General features: G+C 31.4%; 14 protein-coding genes. 13 read left to right on the forward strand and 1 reads right to left on the reverse strand.

All coding sequences use genetic code 11. The features are described from left to right. The first annotated feature begins 148 nt into the window (after positions 1-148). The 11 genes from BN4220_RS12015 to BN4220_RS12070 all read left to right on the forward strand — a co-directional run bounded on the left by BN4220_RS12015 (position 149) and on the right by BN4220_RS12070 (position 11806). A complete protein-coding gene (locus tag BN4220_RS12015; RefSeq protein WP_066716480.1) occupies positions 149-1564 on the forward strand; it encodes a polysaccharide biosynthesis tyrosine autokinase in 1416 nt (471 codons plus the stop codon). Between the two features lie 29 nt (positions 1565-1593). Then, positions 1594-2295, forward strand: a complete 702-nt coding sequence (locus BN4220_RS12020) for a CpsB/CapC family capsule biosynthesis tyrosine phosphatase (protein WP_066716483.1) — start codon at positions 1594-1596, stop codon at positions 2293-2295. Further along, on the forward strand, positions 2270-2755 hold the full coding sequence (gene pssD / locus BN4220_RS12025) for a PssD/Cps14F family polysaccharide biosynthesis glycosyltransferase (RefSeq protein ID WP_242867791.1): 486 nt from the start codon (positions 2270-2272) through the stop codon (positions 2753-2755). Before BN4220_RS12020 ends, pssD begins: the two co-directional genes overlap by 26 nt. A 21-nt stretch (positions 2756-2776) precedes the next feature. Then, a complete protein-coding gene (pssE, locus tag BN4220_RS12030) occupies positions 2777-3292 on the forward strand; it encodes a PssE/Cps14G family polysaccharide biosynthesis glycosyltransferase (RefSeq protein ID WP_066716487.1) in 516 nt (171 codons plus the stop codon). 16 nt (positions 3293-3308) lie between these two features. Beyond that, positions 3309-4310, forward strand: coding sequence for a glycosyltransferase family 2 protein (locus BN4220_RS12035; RefSeq protein WP_066716494.1), 1002 nt, complete (start codon positions 3309-3311; stop codon positions 4308-4310). Positions 4311-4355: 45 nt separating this feature from the next. Then, the gene (locus BN4220_RS12040; protein WP_066716497.1) at positions 4356-5285 is read left to right on the forward strand and encodes a glycosyltransferase; all 930 of its coding nucleotides are present in this window, start codon (positions 4356-4358) and stop codon (positions 5283-5285) included. 33 nt (positions 5286-5318) lie between these two features. Further along, positions 5319-6683 (forward strand): hypothetical protein, encoded by a 1365-nt coding sequence (locus BN4220_RS12045; protein WP_066716500.1) that lies wholly within the window; start codon positions 5319-5321, stop codon positions 6681-6683. Positions 6684-7305: 622 nt separating this feature from the next. Beyond that, positions 7306-8469 (forward strand): polysaccharide pyruvyl transferase family protein, encoded by a 1164-nt coding sequence (locus BN4220_RS12055; protein ID WP_066716504.1) that lies wholly within the window; start codon positions 7306-7308, stop codon positions 8467-8469. Position 8470: 1 nt separating this feature from the next. Further along, the gene (locus tag BN4220_RS12060; protein ID WP_066716505.1) at positions 8471-9871 is read left to right on the forward strand and encodes a lipopolysaccharide biosynthesis protein; all 1401 of its coding nucleotides are present in this window, start codon (positions 8471-8473) and stop codon (positions 9869-9871) included. 65 nt (positions 9872-9936) lie between these two features. Then, a complete protein-coding gene (locus BN4220_RS12065; RefSeq protein ID WP_242867833.1) occupies positions 9937-11112 on the forward strand; it encodes a Coenzyme F420 hydrogenase/dehydrogenase, beta subunit C-terminal domain in 1176 nt (391 codons plus the stop codon). A 43-nt stretch (positions 11113-11155) separates the two neighbouring features. Continuing rightward, complete coding sequence (locus tag BN4220_RS12070) at positions 11156-11806, forward strand: acyltransferase (protein ID WP_066716508.1); 651 nt, start codon at positions 11156-11158, stop codon at positions 11804-11806. Positions 11807-11813: 7 nt separating this feature from the next. On the opposite strand, the gene BN4220_RS12075 is transcribed toward BN4220_RS12070, so the two are convergent. Further along, positions 11814-13082, reverse strand: coding sequence for a hypothetical protein (locus BN4220_RS12075; protein WP_066716510.1), 1269 nt, complete (start codon positions 13080-13082; stop codon positions 11814-11816). A 143-nt stretch (positions 13083-13225) separates the two neighbouring features. Between BN4220_RS12075 and BN4220_RS12080 the strand changes: the two genes are divergently transcribed. Together BN4220_RS12080 and BN4220_RS12085 are read left to right on the forward strand one after the other, a co-directional pair. After that, positions 13226-14434 (forward strand): nucleotide sugar dehydrogenase, encoded by a 1209-nt coding sequence (locus tag BN4220_RS12080; RefSeq protein ID WP_066716513.1) that lies wholly within the window; start codon positions 13226-13228, stop codon positions 14432-14434. An 80-nt stretch (positions 14435-14514) separates the two neighbouring features. Further along, complete coding sequence (locus tag BN4220_RS12085) at positions 14515-17004, forward strand: CotH kinase family protein (RefSeq protein ID WP_066716516.1); 2490 nt, start codon at positions 14515-14517, stop codon at positions 17002-17004. Positions 17005-17020: the final 16 nt, after the last annotated feature.

Raw genomic sequence — 17020 nt, forward strand, 5'->3', positions numbered from 1 at the left:
ATATTTTTTGTGAAAAGGAACTTTATGTCAATCGAATCTTACATAAGTTGTCAAAGTAGTATTGATTACCAATTATTGACAGTTATATAATGGATAAAAATAAAAGGACATAAGAAAATGTTTTAAAATGTGGATGGAGGAAAGAGTTATGATAGATACATTATTATGCAATTTTACATTGGAGAAAATTTTTGGAATTTTAAAAAGAAAATTGTTTTTTATTTTATTAATTACAACAATTGGTGGTGTAGCTGTAGGTTATTATAGCTATCGGACAAGCCAAACAATATATGCAGCAAAGGTATCCATGTATGTATATAGTGACCCCTCTTACATATCTTCATCAAATGTTAATGTTACAAATGCAGAGTTTACAACAGCCAAGAACTTAGTAGAAAGTTATATGTTAGTACTAAAAAGTAATACAGTATTAGAAAAAGTTATAGAAAGATTAAATATTAATTATTCTGTAAATCAGTTAAAAAATGCGATAAATGCAAGTTCGGTTGAAAACACATCTGTATTCTATATTCATGTTTATAATGAAAATCCTTATACAGCAACTGAAATAGCGAATGAAATAGCAGAGATAGCTCCATCAGAGATATCACGTGTTGTGAAATCTGGAGGAGTAGAAGTTATCGACCATGCAACCATGCCAACAAGTCCATACTACTCAACGAATATATTAAAGTATACACTCGTTGGAATTCTTGGTGGTTTCGTACTTTCTGCTGGTTTATTCTTGTTCTTTGGATTATTAGATACAACAATAAGGAAAAAGAGTGAGATTTCAGAAGTATTTACAATTCCAATTCTAGGTGATGTTCCAATGATATACGATCCCACAAGAAGAGTGAAAGCAAATAAAATACTTGGTTCAGATACCCCATTCGCCTTTATGGAGTCTTACAATCACATACGGACGAATTTAATGTTTACAGGGAAAGGAGAAGCATGCCCATGCTTCGCTGTAACTAGTGCAGATCAAGGTGATGGAAAAACCGTCAATTGTATTAATCTGGCAGTAAGCTTTGCTCAACTTGGTAAAAAAACATTGCTGATTGATGCGGATTTAAGAAATCCGTCGGTGCATCAACAATTTCAAATTGAGGAAAATTCCATTGGGCTAAGTCAATATCTTGCAGGGATGACCGATGACATTAATTACGTAGAGACAAAAATTCAAGATTTATACATTTTGCCAGCGGGTATTATACCACCAAATCCAACGAAATTAATTGCATCCTCTAGACTAGATAATCTGCTAGCGATGATGAGAGAGGAATTTGAATATATCTTTATTGATATGTCCCCAGTAGGCATTGTTTCAGATCCAATTTTATTAGCACCACGTATCACTGGATATATCTTAGTAGTGCGTTCTAATGTTAGTAAGATGACGAAGGAAAAACATATTGTAGAATTATTAGACCAAGTAGATACCGAAATCTGTGGTTTTATATTTAATGCAACCAATCCAAAAAGTAGTGAATACGGTTCCAAAAATTATAAAGCATATAAAAATTACTATATACCAGAAGGAAAAGGGATGGAAGCTTAGTTACTTAAGTAAAGGAAAGGAATTTTAGTATGAATATAGATTTTCATGCACATATACTACCAGGTGTTGATCATGGATGTGATGATGTTTCGATGGCTATCATGCAGTTAAAGATGGCAATGGATGTGGGGATTGATCATATTATCGCTACCTCTCATTATTATCCTCATCTGGAAACGTTAGATTCCTTTCTTAATAGACGAGAAGAAGGTTACTTAAAATTATTAGAACACAAAGACGGATTACCCATTCAAATTGATTTAGGAGCTGAAGTTTTATTGTTTCCGGGATTGGAAAAGCATCCTAGGTTAGAAGAACTATGCATTAGGAATACAAACTGCTTGCTAATTGAATTGCCGTTCGCTTATTGGGATTTAGAGTTACTAAAAACCTTAAAAGCACTGAAAGAGAAGAGATATTTCAATATAGTAATTGCACATGTAGATCGTTATTCCTTAGAGATAATCAAGCAAATTCAAGATTTGAATTTAAATATGCAGATAAATACCAATGCAGTTTGTACTTTTATAAAGTATAAACGTCTAAAAGATTTGGTAGCTTCAGAAAATATCGTTGCATTAGGCAGCGATGTCCATGGGCTAAGTAATGCGTATAAAAATTATGCAAAAGCATTAAAGATTCTTGGAAAAACAGCTCATATTATTATGGCTCGTACAGAAAAAATATTAAAAGGAGATGGTGAGATTGCAAAAAAAGAAATATATGGATAAAAAAATAAAAGTATGTTTTGCTGCATCTACGGGTGGACATTATGAACAACTAGTCAGGTTAAAACCATTAATGGACCGTTACAATAGTTTTATACTGACTGAAAAAACAAATTATAATACAGAAATTAGTGATTACAAAACATATTACTTAAAACAAATTAATCGAAAAGAACCTTTATTTATCCTAAGGTTTATTGAGGATATATTTTTAACTCTAAATATAATGAGAAAAGAGAAACCTGACGTGGTTATAAGCACAGGTGTATTAGCAACGATTCCGATTTGTATTTTAGCTAAACTATTTCGTAAAAAAGTGATTTTTATAGAATCCTTTGCGATGGTTACGAAAGCAACACAAAGTGGTAAATTATTATATCGATTTTCTGATCGTTTTTATGTTCAATGGTCAGAAATGCTTAATCTGTTTCCAAATGCAATATACAAAGGAGGGCTATATTAAGATTGATATGAGGAGGATATTATGATTTTTGTAACGTTAGGCTCTCAAAAGTTTCAGTTTAATCGTTTACTTGTAGCAGTGGACGAGTTAGTAGAGAAAGAAGTAATTAAAGAAAAAGTTATAGCACAGATTGGATATAGCGATTATATTCCAAGGAATTATGACTATGAAAAGTTTTTAGACCGAGAGGAATTTGACAAGCGAATGAAAGAAAGCAATTTTGTGATTACTCATAGTGGAACAGGAGCTATTATGAGTGCAGTGAATTATGGTAAGAAAGTAATTGCTGTACCAAGAAATTCTCTGTATGGAGAGCATGTTGATGATCATCAGCTACAGATATTAAAGCAGTTCGAAGAGATGAATATTATCTGCGCTTGTTATGATCCCAAGGATTTAGGTCGCTATATTGAAGAAATTGAGGGAATGTCTTTCATAAAGTATAAGTCAAATACACATGTGATTATTGAAAGTATAGATCAGTATATTAAGTCGGTTTTTAAAAGTCATTATGAGTCACCTAGTAAAAGTATATAGAAGGAAAGAGCAGGTTATGGAAGGTAGAGTAGTTAAGGTCAGTGTAATTGTACCCGTTTATAATACACAGGAATATTTAAGGGATTGCCTATTATCCTTAGTAATGCAATCGTTAAATGAGATAGAGATCATTGTCGTAAATGATGGTTCTACTGATAATTCCTTAGAGATTATAGAAAGTTTCGCTATGGATTATCCAGATAAATTTGTAGTTTTAACAAAAGAAAATGGTGGACAAGCTACAGCGAGAAATTTAGGTATACAGTATGCAACGGGGGAGTATATTGGATTTGTGGATTCTGATGATTTTGTACACCCTGATATGTATCAAGAAATGTATGATGTAGCCGTAGCGTCTGATTGTGATTTTGTTGAGTGCGATTTCGAGTTCTTAAAAATTAAAAATAATAAATTAATTCCATTGAAAAAAAGAGGAAAAACAAGAAAGTTTTTAAACCAAGCGGATATGTTTTTAGATCCTATGGTAGCACCTTGGAATGACTTATATAAAAGTAGTGTATTAAAGAATTCAGGAGTTTTATTTCCAGAAGGTTATATATATGAGGACACTTCATTTTATATAAAAATGATTCCCTTTATTAAGAAATCAGAGTTTATAGATAAGGTATTCGTTTATCATATGTACCGTGAGACATCAACGATGAATACAAATAAGAGTAAAAAGGTAGCAGATATATTCTCTGTTTTAGATGACATTGTTACTTTTTATAAGGAAAATAATTTTTGGAGTGAATATCAAGCAGAAGTTGAGTATTTTTGTTCGAAAATTCTATTATGCAGTTCTATGCGAAGAATTTCTTTAGTAAGAAATAAGGAATTAAGAAGTTTTTTGATTGAGCAGACGAGTAAGATGTTGTCGACACAGTTTTCAGAGTATAAGAAGAACCCCTATCTTCAGCAGGGTTTAAAAAGTAAATATATGAAAAGTATTACAAAGAAAAATATTCACTTGTTTTGTAATTTATTTTATCTACATCAAAAGCTTCGAATCGAGTGAGGATAATTTAGTGAATGTTTGTGATACGTACTATATGGAGGAAAAATGAAAGTATCAGTTTTAATGGCAACTTATAATGGAGAGGCATATCTTTTAGAACAATTAGATTCAATTAGAAATCAAAATTTTGAGATTGGTGAAGTATTAATACAAGACGATTGTTCTACGGATTTTACAGTTGAATTAATAAAGAAATATATAGTAGAGAATAAGCTTTCTACTACGTGGCATTTCTATCAAAATGATATGAACCTTGGCTATGCTAATAACTTTATGGAACTTATTAAAAAAGCATCAGGTGAATTTATCTTTTTCTGCGATCAAGATGATATTTGGGAGCTGAATAAAATCGAAACGATGATTCATATCATGGAGTCAAATGATGATATACAGTTACTAGGTTCAGAATACACTCCTTTTTATAGTGGGGAGGGTGTTCTCAAAATATCAAAACATCTTTTAAAACAACAAAAAGACGATGGTTCTCTAGAAAAGATTTCATTAGATCATAAGTCAATTTTTATAGGCTGCGAAGGTTGCACGATGTGTATAAGAAAATCCTTACTTGATTCTATTATGTCATATTGGTTTAAAGGGTGGGCACATGATGAATTTGTCTGGAAGTTAGCATTATGTCAAAACGGATGTTATGTGTTTCATCAATCTATGATGAATAGAAGAATTCACGGAAATAACGTTTCAAAACAAAAAATGAGGGATTTAAATAAGAGATTAAAATTTTTAGGAAGTTTAGAAAAGAGCCATGAAAGTATGCTGGTTTATGCAAAAGATAGAAAAATGAAGGATATTTATATTGAATTAATAGAAAAAAATATACGTTCAGTAAGACTTCGAATTGAATTATTAGAAAATAGGAAGATAAGCAATACGTTACGATTAATTCTTTTTTATTGGAATAATTATCACAGTAGAAAATCGATACCTGTCGAACTCATGATGGCATTTCGGATATAAAATTAAGATAGGAACAATGGAGGTAAAAACATTATGATACAAGAAGGAGTAATAAGAGTATCTCAAAGAATGTCTTATATAAAAACTGACGTGGAGGAAAGATGCTTTTATAAACTTTCTGTTCTATTTGTTTTTGCATTATTTGTATTACCACAATATTTTGGGTTTCAGATTGCTGGGTTTGATATCACCGCACAGCGCATGACTATGATAATTTTAATGATTTTTATCATGGGGAAGCAAAGAAGATGGCTTGATTTCATAGAGATAATAAAAACATGTAAGTTTTCAATCCATATCCTGGCATTTATGGCAGTATTATTTTATACAGCAGTATTTCGCTTTAATGTAAATACATTCTTATATTCTTTTATTGAGTTCCTGTGTTTTTATTTACTCATTTATATTATTAAGGACGTATTTGGAATAGAGAAATTTGTTTCAATAATTATAAAACTTACATATATTCTTTGCATACAGGGACTAATTGAATATGGTGTTGGATATACTTTGTTTAGGTACCTAGCCACAATACCATCGTTATACACAGGTTCTTATATAAGATCTGGATCGTATCGAATTATGGGACCATGCAATCATGCATTAGGTTACGGATTACTATTATTAACGGTTGTTCCAATTACATGTATCGATGTAAAAAAGAGTGTGATTAATATTTTGCAGAACAAGCTTTTGCTGATTTTACTTATAATAAATATATTTCTAACAGGCTCTAGGTCGACTTTAGCGCTATTATGTTTAGAGCTATTTTTATTGCTTATCTATAGTAATAAATATGATAGGAAGAAAACCCTATTCTATTTTTTTGGAATCATAACAGGAGTTACACTTTTTGTAATAGCTTTTTATAATACCCCATTGGCGAGGTATATTATGTTGCAAGTGACTAGCTTATATGATGAGTTAGCGGGGACTGAATATGCCGTTAAGTTTGGTGCAGAAGTAATCCGCTTGCAGGATAGTTCAAATTATAGGAAAATGTTACCCTATATTTTTACACTTGACTGGCTTAATCCTTTGATTGGAAGAGGCTCCACCTATGTGCTAAGTGTTAAAATTGGATCGATTTATATCAAGTCGATTGATAATTTCTATGTGGCTCATTATATTCGATTTGCTTATCCAGGCTTGATTACTTTTGTAGTATTTATGCTTTGTGTACTTAAGTCGATGCATCGAACAGCTAGAGACCATAAATCTGGAATAGTAAAAAGTATGTTTATCGGTAGTTTGTGTTATTTTATTAATCTTTGGTGGCTAGATTCTTTGATGACCTTAAAATATGTTTATATACTATTTGCAATCTTTTATGTAATTTATAAGGAATTGAATCAAGGCGTACATAATAATACAAAAAAATCACGATATTTTCAGTGATAGAATTTTACTTTAGAAAGGGTAATAAGGTAAATAAATTGCGGATAAAAGACTTAGTACTAGGACAAATGGATGGAATTCATCCAATCTTATTTTTACTTATGGTTCTTTTGGGATATATTTGCTTACAGTTAATATGGTTACTAAGAAGTAAGTATATGGGAATTCATATACCTTTAAATTATAAATTAGGAAGGATTTTTTATCTGATATATCTATGTTTTATATTTCAGATAACGTTATGTAATCGAGAAACTGGGAGCAGAGATAGTATTAGTATAATACCTTTTTTAAATATCTATCATTGGACAGGTGAGTTAAACGAATCAAGACTTTTATACGCGTTACTAAATTGTTTATTATTTGTTCCCTATGGATTTATCATTTCTTTTTTAAAGTCACACTATCGTTGGGAGCTTATGCTATTATTAGTCACCTCAAAAAGCTTTCTTTTAAGTGCTCTTATAGAGATAACACAATTAATAACCTCACGTGGATATTTTGAAACGGAAGATTTAATTTGTAATACAGCCGGAGGAATATTGGGTAGTATTTTATTTCTTATGTTCGTATATGTCTTTCCAAAGATACGTTTAAAAACAGATGTGAAAGGAGAATTATTTTGAAAGTAGTTTTCATTGGCCTAGAATTCTATATGGAGAATAAAGGATGTGAAGCGTTAACATATTCTTTTGCAGCTGAGCTGATTGAGCAAACGAGAAAATTAAAGAAAAATCTTGAATTAAAAGCGATTGTCTTTCAACCGGAATCACAAATTAACTTACCTTTTGGTGATCAAAAGGTGGAGTGTATCAAAATCCGTATGAAGTCACCAAGTTTTTGGAAAAAATGTTGGGAGATCATGAAGGAGAGTGATGTAATCTTTGATTTTACAATGGGAGATAGTTTTACTGATATTTATGGACAAAAAAGATTTATGTTAATGACTATGATGAAACAGTTAGCTGTTTGGTCTAAAAAGGTATTCATTCTTGGACCGCAGACCTTTGGTCCATTTGAAAAAAAATTTTCTACATGGTGGGCAAAACGTATTTTGAATGATACAAAATACATATTTACAAGGGATGTACTTTCACAGGAGTATGTAAAGAAATTAAGTGGTAAAGACATAACATTAACTACAGATGTGGCATTTGCTCTTCCATACATTGAAAAGGCGCAGAGGGAGGATGAATTTATTCATATTGGATTTAACCCATCAGCACTGTTATGGGCAGGTGGCTATAATGGAAAAAACCAATTTGGATTATTGGTAGATTATCAAGAATATTGTCATAAATTAATATCCATGCTTACAAAGGAAAAAAAATATAAATTATATTTAATACCTCATGTTTGGGGAGAATGTATGGAAGATTTAGAGAATGATTTAAGTATATGCATTCAATTAAAGGAAAGATACCCAGATGCGGTTGTTATTAGTAATATGAAAACTCCAATGGATGTAAAGTCATATATCTCTTCTATGGACATCTTTATTGGAGCCCGTATGCATGCAACCATAGCAGCTTTTTCATCAGGAGTGGCGACCATACCATTTTCTTATAGCCGAAAGTTTGAGGGATTGTACAAAAGTCTTGGTTATCCTTATGTCATCAGTGCACGAACGACAACAACACAAAATGCAATTAATGACACAATAGGGTGGATTAATCAATACCAGACTTTAAAAAGGCAAGTGAACAAATCCTTGCATTTGGTACATAAGAAGCAGGAAATTTTTCATCATGAATTACAAAATATATTATCTAGCATAGAGGTATGAGATGGTAACGAATATTTTAAAAGTATTGTTCTCAAATGGTCTAATTACTTTAGTGGGCCTAGTAAATAGCATTATTTTCCCGTTCATTTTAAGCATAAACGGATATGCGGACTATCAAGAATTTCTTCTCTATGTATCGTATATCTTTATATGCCAGTTAGGTTTATCCTCTGGTCTCTTTATCAATTATGGAGGAAAAAAGTATAAAGAAATTGATAAGTCGCAGTATAAGAGTGAAATATTATTACTGCTATTCATATTAACCATGTTTACCATAGTAGGAATGATATTATATGTTTTTATAATGAATAAAATGTTTTTAGCAGTCGTTCTATCTATTTTGCCTATTGGAATTATAGGTACGTACAAGGCTCTTTTTCAAGCATGGGATCAGTTTACCGATTATGCAATATACAATGCAGTGTCAACAGTAGCATTTACTGTAGTCTTACTTGTTAGTTTCCTTGTTTTTAAACGTGTAGAGTCTAATATGATTATAACATCATACCTTGTCATACAGTATGTTATAACATGCAATCTCCTTATTAAATATTATTCCGATACCAAAGGATTTAGAACTAAAAAACTATGGTCAAAAAAAAATAAGCGGACGATGCAAAGCGGATTTTTATTGCTTATTGGTAATTATATTAATGTTCTTTTACATGCAATCGACAAGCAATTTGTAAATACTATTTATTCAAGACATTCATTTGCAATGTATTCTTTTGCTATGTCCACTCAAGGAATTATGACTGTATTAATAACTGCACTAGCGAATCCGATTTACCCAAGGTTAGCAAGAGGGGATATTGAAAAAGATTTGTTAAATAGATTAAAAGAGTTGTTATTTATGCTAGGAGCTATGTCAGGTTGTGCTTATTTTGTAGTTGCATTTCTTGTTAAAACTTTTATAGGGAAATATACGGATAGTTTACAGATCGTAAGTGTTTTCTTTGCTGCATTTCCGGCAATTGCTGTTATTAATGTATTGTACATAAACTTATATAAAATCACTAGGCAATTTAAAAAATATATTGCAACATTAATTGGGATTTTAATCGTAGCCTTTGTTATGAATTCAATTTCAGTTGCCCTTAATAGCCATACTGTTGGGATATCTGTAGCTACAATGTGTGTTTACTATGTTTGGCTGATTTACTCACAACGAGACTTTGAAGAAATAAAACTACAGATCAGAGATTATGCTTACTTACTCTTATTTTTAATAACTTATTTTATTTGTGTTAAATTATTAAATTCTATTGTAGGCCTAGTTTGTTATACGGTCATTATTATTCTTTTAGATATTATTTTTTACAAGGATAATGTTTTATATTTTGTTCAGATTTTAACAAGTAAGCTTCGAAAAAGAAACGAACTACAAAGATATGTTTCATAAGTGAGGAGAAACAGAAATGAAATTACAATGGGAAACGATGAAAGGGAGGTGCAGGATTGATAAATGTGGATTACTTTAAAGAGTACTGTATTGGATGTGGCTTATGTAGTGCGGTAAAAGGGCAAGATTTCATTACAGATGATAAAGGTTTTAAAAGGCCAGATGTTAAAAATTTAAAAGATGGTGTGTTGGATTTGTTTGAACAGGTATGCCCTGTCCATAATAATTCTTTAAAAAAACTAGAAATAGGAAACATTTGGGGTAAAAGAGAAGAGGTATATCTTTCTTACTCAAGAGATAGCGAGATTCGACATAAAGCATCAAGTGGAGGTGTATTGACATCTCTGGCACTTTATTTACTTGAAAGTGGCAAGGTTGATAGTATTATACATACCTGTGTTTCAGAAGAAAATCCCATTGAGACAAAAACTTGTATTAGTAATACAAGAGAGGAAGTGCTTGCGCGCTGTGGTTCTAGATATTCCATATCTTCTCCGTTTTTTGATTGTTTGAATCGATTGGAAGAGAACAAAAAATATGCGTTTATAGGCAAACCTTGCGATGTGACTGCGTTGCAAAATTATTTTGATATCAACGAAGAAATTAAGAATAAAATACCCTATACTTTATCATTTTTTTGTGCTGGTATCCCAAGTAAGGTGGCAAATGAAAGTTTATTACATCAACTAGGCTGTCATACAGAATGTAGGTACCTAAATTATCGTGGAAACGGTTGGCCAGGTTATACAGTAGCAGTAAATCAAGAGGGAAAAGAGCATGCTATGGATTATGTCACGGCATGGGGAAAAATTCTTGGCCGAGATGTTCATAAGTTTTGTCGTTTTTGTATGGACGGTATTGGAGAGAGAGCAGATATTTCATGTGGAGATGCTTGGTTTTTAACAGAGGAACTTTCACCAGATTTTTCTGAACATGAGGGTAGAAATGTTGTTTTTGCAAGAAGCATAAAAGGAAGAGAACTATTTGAAAGAGCTATGTTAGAAGGATATCTATATGCTGAAAAATTCACTGATTTTAACGCTCTTTATAGGATGCAAACGTATCAGTTTGACCGCAGAACAACGATGCATGTGAAGGTAAAGGCCTTCGACCTTTTATTTAAAATAAGACCGTCATATTCCAAAGCTATTTTAAAAAAATATAGTAAAGCAAGTTCTATGAAAAGAAAAGGAAGAATCTTTGGTGGAACTGTAAAGCGAATCCTTATGGGAAGAGTTTAAGGGAAAGGACGATAAGATTATGCCCAATTTGAAGGAAAGGGTAATGAAAAATCCAGGACGATATAACTTCTTATTCCATATATATAATTTATTTTATTTTAAAAACCGCTATAAAATAGGAAGATATAACCAACTCACATATACAAGTTGCCTATTTAACGATGTAAAAATTAGAATATTTGGAACCGGTAATAGAATTAGTATGGGAGCGTTATGTAACTTAAAGAAATGTACTATTTATATCTATGGTAATAATAATCGAATTACCTTTGGTGATAGCGTTTATATGAACAAAACAGATATACGTATCGAAAACAATAACAATGAAATATCAATTGGGAGTAATTCAAGTTTTAATGCGAGAGTACATCTTGCTGCCATTGAATCAACAAGCTTGCAAATTGGAGAAGACTGTATGTTTTCTTCAGATATTGATGTAAGAACAGGAGACAGTCATTCTATTTTAGATGAAAGTGGTAAAAGAGTTAATTATCCTAAGAAGGTTGTCATTGGTGATCATGTGTGGGTTGGGACAAGAGTTGTTTGCCTGAAAGACGTTGAGATACCTAATCATTGTATCATAGGGGCCAATGCATTATTAACGAAAAAGTTTTCAGAGGAAAATTGTATTATTGCTGGAAATCCAGCTAAGGTTATAAAAAGAAACCAAAGCTGGATCAGAGAACAGATTTAACAGTTTTTCATTTAAGTTTTTGAACCGTTTTAGGTTTGGTAATATATACAGGCTTGGTTCCCCAATTCACAAAACGTATTTGATTTTCCGATGTTATAGAAGTGTCATAACAAACGACCCAATCAGAGCTCATTACAATATATTCTATATCAAAAGGATAATCCTGAAAAGTTAACTTATCATCAGTAGTCAGTTTGGAAGACTTATAGCATGCAGGTACTAAAAATTCATAGCTACCATGCTTAGTTATAACGATAAGTTTTTTCTCTACAGAAGTATCATTGGTAACACTTAGATGGATAGTACCATTTTCCCTCCATACAGAAGAAACATATAGTTTGGATATCTCTTGAACGTTTTTAAAAGTCGCTAATTTTTTGGAATTAGGATAAATATTTTTAAATTTTTTTGCAGCTCCCAATTTTAAATTTTTAAAGACAATATTAGATACTTTAAAGGGTGGTTTTGCAATTACACTTATCGTAAATCCACCACCATTTATAATACAATCAGTAAATGAGATGTTGTTTGCATTACTATATTCAAGTCCTACAAACAAACAGGCATTGATTGCTGAGGAACTATTGATAAATGGAATAATTGGTATTTCAAAACGACAATTTTTAAAATGGATATCCGTAGCATCCATATCTTTATATCCATAGATTTGGACACCATCAGAATGGACCACTTTATCATACTGTATATGAGCCAAATCGGCAATATAGCTATTCTTTACAGTAACATTTTTATAAGGATTTATACCATCGGCACTTGTACCTCCAAAGTAACATTTATTAAAGGTAGCATTACTCCCATTAAAATTGGTAAAAGTGCAATTTTTAAATTGATAAGTTACATTTGTAACTTTGGGATTGGTACTCATTTTTGAAAATTTACAGTTACGGAATATTATAGTTTTCTTAGTTGTCACTTTATCATCGTTATAAATTGCAAACGGTTTTTCACTAAAGTCAATATTTTCAATAATTGTGAATTCGCCGAGATCTTTATTTCTATAAAAAAGATCAAGTACGATACTGATACCGTTATCCGTATAAACAATGTTTTGGTAAGTTGTAAATTCTGTGATTATATATAGAGAAATGGATTCATCAATTCCAGTATTAAATTTATCAGGGATGATACTAATATCGTTTGTACCTTGAGTTATTAGCATTTTGGAAGCTGATGTATCATTTTTCTTGGAACTGTTTGGTGGATATAAAAAAAGAACGATTCCAATAATAATTAGTATAAAAATTTCGTTTTTCAATTTTATGCTCCTTGTAATGAATTTAGATAGCAAGATTAATGGGAAAAAGTACATGGCATATTTAATAATATATATGAACAACAAATAATATGACACCATAAATAGTACAAATAGCTATTTTAGTGGTGAGATGAGAGGAAAGTATGAAAATAACAGTCGTAGGAACAGGTTACGTGGGATTATCGAATGCAATTTTACTCGCTCAATATAATGAAGTTGTAGCAGTTGATATTTTAGAGGAGAGGATATCTCAGATTAATAATAGAATCTCTCCAATTTGTGATCAAGAGATAGAAAATTACTTAACAAAGAAAGAGTTAAACCTGAAGGCTTGTAAAGGGAATCCTGATCTATACAAAGATACGGATTATGTAATAATTTGTACGCCCACAAATTACGATACTAAATTAAATTTTTTTGATACCTCTTCAGTGGAAGAAATTATTAAAGAAGTATGTATGGTAAATCCCGAAGCTAGCATAATCATTAAAAGTACAATACCGATCGGCTTCACGGAAATGATGCAGAAAAAGCATGAAACGAAAAATATAATGTTTTCACCTGAATTCTTAAGAGAAGGACATGCTCTGGAAGATAATTTATCCCCTTCTAGAATTATTATTGGAGCTTATAATGAGCCAGATATCAGAAAAAAAGCAGAAGAATTTGTAAGTTTGTTAAAGCAGGGGGCAATTAAGGAACAGATTCCATCGATTATAATGAATCCGACAGAGGCAGAAGCTATTAAATTATTTTCCAATACATATCTAGCATTACGAGTTACTTTTTTCAATGAATTAGACACATATGCAGAGTTACGCGGTCTAAATACAAGACAGATTATTGAAGGAATAGGATTAGACCCTAGAATTGGGCAGTATTACAATAATCCATCCTTTGGTTATGGGGGATATTGTCTTCCAAAGGATACAAAGCAGCTACTGTCTAATTATTCTGATGTTCCACAAAATATTATTAAAGCTATTGTAGTATCGAATCAAACAAGAAAAGATTTTATTACGCAAAGAATTTTAGAAAAGGCGAGAACACATAGTAAAAAGCAAGATGCAATCCCGGTTATTGGTGTTTATCGTCTCATTATGAAATCGGGATCAGATAACTTTCGTAAATCAAGTGTGCAAGGAGTAATGAAGAGAATAGTTGCTAGCGGTGGGAAATTGATTATTTACGAACCTACTTATAAAGAGAATAATTTTTATGATATCGAGGTAGTAAACGATATTGAAAAATTCAAAGAATTATCAGATGTTATAATAGCGAATCGTTTTAATGAAGAACTAGAAGATGTGCTAGAAAAAGTCTATACAAGAGATATTTATTTTAGGGACTAAAAATCAATGTAGAATACGATTGCTATTTTGCTGCAATACAGCTTGTGGTATATGAAAGCAGCGTAGAAAAGAGGTAGACTATGGCAAAGAAGAGTATTAAAACTAGTTACAAAAGATTTCGTTTCATAGATATAGTGACATTAATAACGTCGATTGTTGCATTTGTTGCTTTGATTATTTTTTTAGTAATTGCACAATATGAGCAAAAAACTGATCAAAATAATTTACTAGAGAGTAGTAAACAACAGGAAAGCAAAGAAGCATTCAAAGAGAAGCAACGTAATGCAATGTCCTCTATTACAATCAATGAAATATATGTTGAAGGCAAAGAAACGAGTAGTGGTAAGAATGACAAGTCAATTTGGATTGAATTATATAATCCAAGTTCTTATAAGATTTCATTGGATGGATATTATTTTAGCTTAAATCATGATACGGAAATTCAATATCAGATAGTAAACAATATAATTTTAGAGCCAAAGCAATTTGTTACGATTTCCTTGGATGGGAACTTGGAAGGGAAAAATTATGATTTACCTTTAATGTTAGATGGCACCGAATATCTTTACTTACATAACATAGAAGGGATAATGGCGGATTATATTTATATTCCGATCCTACAGCAGGGGGAGTCATATGGACGAAAAGAGGATGGTTCTTTAAATTTTTATTATTTACAACCAACCAAGGGAAGTTCAAATAATGACGCTAAGATGATAGCAAAAGAATATCCAATATTTAGTATACCTAGTGGATTTTATGAAAAATCTTTTTCTTTAGAGATGCAGGCAGATGAAGACCTACAAATTTATTATACACTGGATGGAAGTGAACCAACGGCGAATTCGACACTATACACAGATCCAATTTCCATTACGGATGTAAGTTTAAATGCAAATCAATATTCCAGTATAACGGCAACTTCTAATTCGGGAACTAATACACCAGGGTTTCTTGTTGATAAGGCAACTATAGTAAGAGCAGTAGCGATTGATCAGAATGCGAAAAGAAGTAAAGAGACTATAGCGACTTATTTTATTGGTTTTGACAAAAAAACGGGTTATAAAAATCTCCCGATTATTTCTTTGGTAACAGATCCTAAAAATCTTTTTGATTATTGGACAGGGATCTATGTATTGGGCAATCAGTTTGATACAGCTTTGATTAAAAATGAAGATGCATACCATAAAGCGAACTTTTTAGAAGACTGGTCAAAAAAAGTTAACATAGAATTTTTTGAAGTAGATGGTACTTTATCTTATATGGGTAGCGGTGAAATTCAGACCTATAAGGATAATATGATCCAAAATGCACAAAAAAGTTTAGAAATAAGTAAAATTGATCGAGCTGGCCTTGGAGAGTCTAGTCTTTTTTCATACATAGCATCGAAAAAAGAAGGTTCTTTTGTACTTAGTAATGGAACTTTTGATTATAATACAAAAATACGTAGTAATTTAGTACATGAATTAATGAAAGATAGATCAGTGAGTACACAGGAGATTGACCCATGTATTGTTTTTTTAGATGGTGAATATTGGGGAATTTATAATATTACTGAATCTTATAAAACTGGATATATAGAAAAAACATATGGTGTAGCTCAAGATAATGTAATTTTAATACGAAAAGGCAAAGCAATATCAAAAGGCGTAAATGATCAAAAAGAATATTTTGATTTGGTTAATTATATACAAAGTATTGATATGTCCTTACCTGATAGCCTATCTAAAGTTGAAGAAGTGCTAGATATTCAAAGTTTGTTAGATTGCTATAGTTGTGAGATATTCGTGGCAAACAATGACTGGCTAACTGGTGATAAATACTTATGGAAGTCAAGGAATAATTTAAATAATTCTACCAATAATTCAATTAACTCCACGAACAATTCAAGTAACTCTTATGAAGATGGAAAGTGGCGTTATATGCTATCCCAGATGGACAACTCCAGTGGATTTGATAAAAAAAGTTCTTATCATGTGAATTCATTTTTAGTGAATGAACTAGAAAATGATCCGATTTTTATATCCTTAATAAAAAATAAAGAATTCAAAGAGATGTTCATAGAAACGTTTATGGAGATAGGAAATATCAATTTTTCTAAGGTAGTGGTAGCGAATAAAATTCAGGAATTAAATTATCTTTATGAGCAACCAGTAAGTAACTTTTATAAGCGGTTCCCTGACTCTGTTGCAAGGTATACTTATAAGGAGTATGTGAAGGAAGTTCAAGAATTTTATGAAAATCGATTATTTTATATAGCGAATCATATGAAAAATTACCTAAATATAAAATCAGAATTAGCTGAAATCAAAATTTCTCTGGAGGGAGTAGATAAGGCTATCATTGTATTGAATGGTAAAACAATCGAATTATCAGAAAACAGCGTATGGTCCGGATGGTATTTTGAAGAATTTCCAATTGAACTTAAAGTGGGCTCCAATCAACAAATTGAGTTTGTAAACTGGGAGATTATACAAAACGGCAATATGAAGGAAGAAACGACTAAGTCAATTTCTGTTAATCCTGTGAAATTGGGTACAGAGATAAAGTTAAAATTTAAATCAAATTAGTAATAGAGTTTATAAA

Origin of the sequence: Clostridium sp. Marseille-P299 (assembly GCF_900078195.1) — a bacterium.
GTDB lineage: Bacteria > Bacillota > Clostridia > Lachnospirales > Lachnospiraceae > Lachnoclostridium.

Coding starts and splice junctions, on each gene's coding strand:
- BN4220_RS12015 (WP_066716480.1), top strand. CDS start 149: ATGATAGATACATTATTATGCAATTTTACATTGGAGAAAATTTTTGGA.
- BN4220_RS12020 (WP_066716483.1), top strand. CDS start 1,594: ATGAATATAGATTTTCATGCACATATACTACCAGGTGTTGATCATGGA.
- pssE (WP_066716487.1), top strand. CDS start 2,777: ATGATTTTTGTAACGTTAGGCTCTCAAAAGTTTCAGTTTAATCGTTTA.
- BN4220_RS12035 (WP_066716494.1), top strand. CDS start 3,309: ATGGAAGGTAGAGTAGTTAAGGTCAGTGTAATTGTACCCGTTTATAAT.
- BN4220_RS12040 (WP_066716497.1), top strand. CDS start 4,356: ATGAAAGTATCAGTTTTAATGGCAACTTATAATGGAGAGGCATATCTT.
- BN4220_RS12045 (WP_066716500.1), top strand. CDS start 5,319: ATGATACAAGAAGGAGTAATAAGAGTATCTCAAAGAATGTCTTATATA.
- BN4220_RS12060 (WP_066716505.1), top strand. CDS start 8,471: ATGGTAACGAATATTTTAAAAGTATTGTTCTCAAATGGTCTAATTACT.
- BN4220_RS12070 (WP_066716508.1), top strand. CDS start 11,156: ATGAAAAATCCAGGACGATATAACTTCTTATTCCATATATATAATTTA.
- BN4220_RS12080 (WP_066716513.1), top strand. CDS start 13,226: ATGAAAATAACAGTCGTAGGAACAGGTTACGTGGGATTATCGAATGCA.
- BN4220_RS12085 (WP_066716516.1), top strand. CDS start 14,515: ATGGCAAAGAAGAGTATTAAAACTAGTTACAAAAGATTTCGTTTCATA.